This window comes from Streptomyces sp. NPDC054841, assembly GCF_053611045.1.
Genome location: NZ_JBSGZO010000521.1, coordinates 1 through 5,598 on the forward strand (window position 1 = coordinate 1; position 5,598 = coordinate 5,598).

Sequence of the window (5,598 nt, forward strand, 5' to 3'; positions counted from 1 at the left end):
ATCCCGTACGGCCCGTTCTGTGTTCTGTCGCCGTGTCGCTGTGGCGCCGTATCGATGTATCGATGCACCGTCGGCCGAGGCACTCGGACAGTGGGTCAGACGACCCTCCACGCCTCCATCGCCAGCCCCGACTCCGCCTTCTGGCGGGTCACCCGCAGTGTGCCGTCCGCGCCGAACGCGGCCAGCACCACCCGGCCGTTGCCGTCGATCGCGAGAGCCGGGGCACCGACGCACGGCTCTCCCGTGAACGTCCACTCCGCGCCCGCCGACTCGCCCTCCGTCGGGTACGCGGCGAGCGTCGGCCGGCCGTCCTTGCCGCGCTGGGCGAGGATCGTGCAGTCGTGTCCGTCGACCGGGGTGCGGAGCATGGCGACCGGGCCCGTACCGCCGTCGCCGCCCAGGGCCGCCGGGGTCATGCCCTCGCGCCAGGCGTGGACGGTGCCCGAGGCGGCGTCCCGCCACACATGGGTGAGCCGCTCACGGCCGGTGCGCTCGGAGCTGAGCGAGCTGTCCGCGGCCGAGGTCTCGATGTCCTCGGCGCGCTGGAACTTCACGCCCGGGGTCTCCTGGGTCCACCGCATGACGGCGTCCGGCGTGGGCGCGAGGACCTCCATCAGCCCGTTGTCGGTGAGGGCGGCGGAGGGGACGCCCACCATGCGGCTGCCCTTGTAGTCGGCCCACTTGTTCCACTTGCCGTTCGGGACCTGGCTGCGGCCGCAGACGCCGCCGCCCGCGTTGCGCAGGAAGACGTGGAGTGAGCCCTCCGCGTCCACGACGGCCGCCGGGAGCCCTATCTTCGCGGCCAGCTCGCGGTCCTTCGCGTACGGAGTGCCGAGCGAGTACCAGTCCCGCATCGGGCGGCCCGACTGGTACTGGATGGTCTGCACGACGTCCGTGGCGATCTCCCCGCCCGCGACGGGGGTGCGGCGCAGCCCGACGAGCTGCACATAGCCGTCGGTGCCCTGGGCGATCGCCAGATACGGAAGCACGCCGGGCGCGGGGAACAGATCGGGGCCCGTCCAGTCGGGTCCGCCCGGCCTCGTCTCGGTCCACCGCAGTACGCCGTCGGCACCCGGCGCGTACGCGGAGAGCCGGCCGTCCTTGCCGCGCAGCAGCCAGCCGGTCGTCGGCGGCAGCGAGGGGTCCACGGGCAACGACGGGGTCGCCCGGGCCGCGCGACGCGGCTGCCTTCCGGTGGTCCCGGTGTTCCCGGTGTCCCCTGCGTCAGGCTTGCTCGTCCGACGCTTCGACCTCCGCGCAGACCGCAATGACATAGCCTGTTGCCCACCTTCCCTGAGCGCCGTGCAAGCGCTTGATTTACGTGACGATAACACTCTGCGGCGGGCCCGATCCGCCCGCCCGAGCCCTGCTCTGTGCCACCCTCCCGACATGCCAATTCTCTTGATCGTCGATGCCGCGAACGTGGTCGGTTCGGTCCCGGACGGCTGGTGGCGCGACCGCTTCGGTGCGACCGAGCGGCTACGTGACGGACTCGTCCCGCTCGCCCAGGAGGGTATCCCCGGACACCCCGGTCCGGCAGAGGTCGTCCTCGTGGTCGAGGGGCAGGCCCGGGGTGTCACGTCCGTCCCGGGCGTGCGCGTAGAGCCGGCGCCCGGCAGTGGCGACGACCACATCGTGTCGCTGGTCGCGGCGGCGCGGGACCGCCCCCGCGTCGTCGTCACGGCCGACCGCGGGCTGCGGGAGCGCGTGGAGGCACTCGGGGCGCAGTGCGCGGGACCGCGGACGGTACGCCCGGCCTGACGGCGGCCCGTGGCCCGGATGTCAGCGGCACGCCACGCGCACGTACAGCGTCCCAAGGAGGCGGAACATACGCGGCCGAAAGAAGCCAGGAGGCCGGGCAGCCCCCAGTACGTGGTTGTTCGCGTCAGTACGTGGCGTTCTTGCCGAGCCTGCCGAGGCGGCTGTGACCACGCCCGTACAGGAAGTAGACGACGAAGCCGACGGCCATCCAGAGCGCGAACCGGAGCCAGGTCTCCGTCGGCAGGTTGAGCATGAGCCAGAACGAGGCCGCGATGGACAGGATGGGGATCACCGGCACCCACGGGGTACGGAAGGCCCGGTGGAGATCGGGCCGGGTACGGCGGAGGATGATCACGCCGAGGGCCACGACCACGAAGGCGAAGAGCGTACCGATGTTCACCAGCTCCGCGAGGTTCTCGAGACTGGTGAAGCCCGCGATGACGGCGATCACCACACCGAGCAGGATGGTCGCCCGGTAGGGGGTGCGGTACTTCGGGTGGGTGACCGAGAAGAAGCGCGGCAGCAGTCCGTCACGGCTCATCGCGAAGAACACCCGGGTCTGGCCCAGCAGCAGGATCATGCAGACGGTGATGAGGCCGACGATCGCACCCAGGCTGATCGCGCCGCTGAAGAACGGCTGGTTGACGGATTTGAACGCGTCGGCGAGCGGGGCGGTCGCCGACATCTGCGTGTAGTGCTGCATACCGGTGACCACCAGCGTCACGGCCACGTAGAGCACTGTGCAGATGACCAGGGAGCCCAGGATGCCGCGCGGCATGTCCCGCTGGGGGTTCTTGGTCTCCTCCGCCGCGGTGGCCACGACGTCGAAGCCGATGAAGGCGAAGAAGACAAGGGAGGCCGCGGTGAAGATTCCCATGACGCCGAAGTTGGTGGGCGCGTAGCCGAAGAGCACCTGGATCAGCGGCGCCTTGAGACCGCCGCCGGCTTCCTGCGGCTGGGCCGGCGGGATGAACGGCGAATAGTTGGCCGCCTTGATGAAGAACAGTCCCGCGATGATGACCATCAGCACGACCGCGACCTTGATGACGACGACGATCGCGGTGATCCGGGCGGACAGCTTCATGCCGAGGACCAGGACGGCGGTCAGCGCCAGGACCAGCACGAAGGCCAGCACGTCGAAGTGTCCCCCCGCATCGGGCCCGGACAGCGCAACGGGCATGTCCCAGCCGAAGTTGGTGTGCATGAGGTGGCGCGCGTACCCGGACCAGCCGACCGCCACCACGGCGGTACCGAGGGCGAATTCCAGGACCAGGTCCCAGCCGATGATCCAGGCGGGCAGCTCGCCGATCGAGGCGTAGGAGAAGGTGTACGCCGAGCCGGCCACCGGCACGGTGGACGCGAACTCGGCGTAGCAGAGCGCCGCGAGGCCGCAGACGACGCCCGCGGCCACGAAGGAGAGGGCGGTGGCGGGTCCGGCGTTGTCCCTGGCCGCGATACCCGTGAGGACGAAGATGCCGGTTCCGATGATGACGCCGACGCCGAAGACGGTGAGGTCCCATGCGGACAGGGACTTCTTCAGCGCGTGCTCGGGCTCCTCGGTGTCACGGATCGACTGCTCCACCGTCTTCGTGCGGAACACCCCGGAGCTCTGACGGGGCTGCTGCTCTGTGCTCACCGGCGTACCTCCGTAGCCATGGCCGTATGCCCATGATCGAGAGGGGTGCGGTGCCTCGCCCGCCGGGCAGGTGCGTTTCACACGAAAGGACCGGCCGGAGACCCCCGGGGGTACTCCGATCGGCCCAATGTGTGCGCCGGGTGGCTCAGGCCGTCAGTCGCGCGCGGGCTCCGGGGCCGCGGCCGGGTCGTCGTCGAGGCGGCCGTCCAGCCTGGAAACCAGGCCGGTGACCTGCCGCGCGATGTCCGGTGCGGTCAGACCGATCTCGGCCATGACCTCCTTGCGGGAGGCGTGGTCGAGGAAGCGCGGCGGAATGCCGAAGTCGCGCATCGGTACGTCCACCCCCGCGTCGCGCAGCGCCTGGGAGACGGCGGCGCCGACACCGCCGACGCGGCTGTTGTCCTCGACGGTGACGACGACGCGGTGCTGATCCGCGAGCGGGGCGAGCGCCTCGTCGACCGGCTTGACCCAGCGGGGGTCCACGACGGTCGTGGAGATGCCCTGCTTGTCGAGCAGACCGGCGATCTCCAGGCACATCGGGGCGAGCGCGCCGACCGAGACCAGCAGCACGTCGGGACGGTCCGTGCCCGCCTTCCGCAGGACGTCCATACCGCCGATCCGGCCGACGGCCGGGACGGCGGGGCCGACCACGCCCTTCGAGTAACGGACGACGGTCGGGGCGTCCTTGACCTCGACGGCCTCGCGGAGCTGGCTGCGCAACTGCTCGGCGTCGCGCGGAGCGGCGATCCGCAGGGTCGGGACGACCTGGAGGATCGACATGTCCCACATGCCGTTGTGGGAGGCGCCGTCGTCACCGGTGACACCGGCGCGGTCGAGCACGAAGGTGACACCGCACTTGTGCAGGGCCACATCCATGAGGACCTGGTCGAAGGCGCGGTTGAGGAACGTCGCGTAGACGGCGAAGACCGGGTGGAGCCCGCCGGTGGCGAGGCCCGCGGCGGACGTCGCGGCGTGCTGCTCGGCGATGCCGACGTCGTACACCCGCTCGGGGAAGGTCTCGGCGAACTTCTTCAGGCCGACGGGCTGGAGCATGGCCGCGGTGATGGCGACGATGTCCTCGCGCTCCTTGCCGAGCCTGACCATCTCGTCGCCGAAGACGGAGGTCCAGCTCGCCGCGGCGGTCTTGACCGGCAGGCCGGTGTCGGGGTGGATCGGGCCGATGCCGTGGAAGCGGTCCGCCTCGTCCTGCTCCGCGTGCTGGTAGCCGCGGCCCTTCTCGGTGAGGCAGTGGACGATGACCGGGCCGCCGAACCGCTTGGCGCGGGTCAGCGCGGACTCCAGCGCCTCGATGTCGTGGCCGTCGATGGGGCCGACGTACTTGAGGCCGAGGTCCTCGAACATGCCCTGCGGGGCGATGAAGTCCTTCAGGCCCTTCTTGGCGCCGTGCAGGGTCTCGTAGAGCGGCTTCCCGACGACGGGGGTGCGCTCCAGGATGTCCTTGCCGCGGGCGAGGAAGCGCTCGTAGCCGTCGGTGGTGCGCAGTGTGGCGAGGTGGTTGGCGAGGCCGCCGATCGTGGGGGCGTAGGAGCGCTCGTTGTCGTTGACGACGATGACGAGCGGGCGGTCCTTGGCGTCCGCGATGTTGTTCAGGGCCTCCCAGGCCATGCCGCCGGTGAGCGCGCCGTCACCGATCACCGCGACGACGTGGTCGTCCTTCCTCAGCACCTCGTTGGCCTTGGCGAGGCCGTCGGCCCAGCCGAGGACGGTGGAGGCGTGCGAGTTCTCGATGACGTCGTGCTCGGACTCGGCACGCGAGGGGTAGCCGGACAGGCCGCCCTTGGCGCGCAGCTTCCCGAAGTCCTGCCGGCCGGTAAGGAGCTTGTGGACGTAGCTCTGGTGCCCGGTGTCGAACAGCACCTTGTCCTTCGGCGAGTCGAAGACGCGGTGCAGGGCGATGGTCAGTTCGACCACGCCGAGGTTGGGGCCGAGGTGGCCACCGGTCTTGGACACGGCGTCCACGAGGAAGGTCCGGATCTCTGCGGCCAGCTGATCGAGCTGCTCCGGGCTGAGCCGGTCCAGATCGCGCGGTCCCCTGATACGGGTCAGCAGCGGCACCCGTGCCTCCTTGCGTGTGAGCTGATCGAGCCTGGCAACGATTTGTCGAGTCTAATGTTCCGCTCGCAGCGGCTGTCATCGGGCAGTGGGTTGTGTGTCACGCCTTCGGAGGACACGCAGAAGTG

At 70.3% G+C, this 5,598-nt stretch carries 4 protein-coding genes; 1 reads left to right on the plus strand and 3 read right to left on the minus strand.

All coding sequences use genetic code 11. The features are described 5' to 3' along the window. Positions 1-95: 95 nt before the first annotated feature. Entirely contained in the window at positions 96-1,148 is a 1,053-nt protein-coding gene (locus ACWGI8_RS38250) for a hypothetical protein (protein ID WP_453668044.1), read from the minus strand. Positions 1,149-1,389: 241 nt separating this feature from the next. On the opposite strand from ACWGI8_RS38250, the gene ACWGI8_RS38255 reads away from it, so the two are divergent. Further along, complete coding sequence (locus tag ACWGI8_RS38255; protein ID WP_453668045.1) at positions 1,390-1,761, plus strand: NTP pyrophosphohydrolase; 372 nt, start codon at positions 1,390-1,392, stop codon at positions 1,759-1,761. A gap of 124 nt (positions 1,762-1,885) precedes the next feature. Here the strand turns inward: ACWGI8_RS38255 and ACWGI8_RS38260 are convergent, their stop codons facing one another. After that, positions 1,886-3,397 carry an amino acid permease gene (locus ACWGI8_RS38260; RefSeq protein WP_453668046.1) on the minus strand — a complete coding sequence of 504 codons (1,512 nt, stop codon included), beginning with the start codon at positions 3,395-3,397 and terminating at the stop codon, positions 1,886-1,888. A 153-nt stretch (positions 3,398-3,550) separates the two neighbouring features. Continuing rightward, positions 3,551-5,473: a 1-deoxy-D-xylulose-5-phosphate synthase gene (dxs, locus tag ACWGI8_RS38265; protein WP_453668047.1), complete on the minus strand. Its 1,923-nt coding sequence runs from the start codon at positions 5,471-5,473 to the stop codon at positions 3,551-3,553. Positions 5,474-5,598 lie beyond the last annotated feature (125 nt).

Coding starts and splice junctions, on each gene's coding strand:
- ACWGI8_RS38255 (WP_453668045.1), top strand. CDS start 1,390: ATGCCAATTCTCTTGATCGTCGATGCCGCGAACGTGGTCGGTTCGGTC.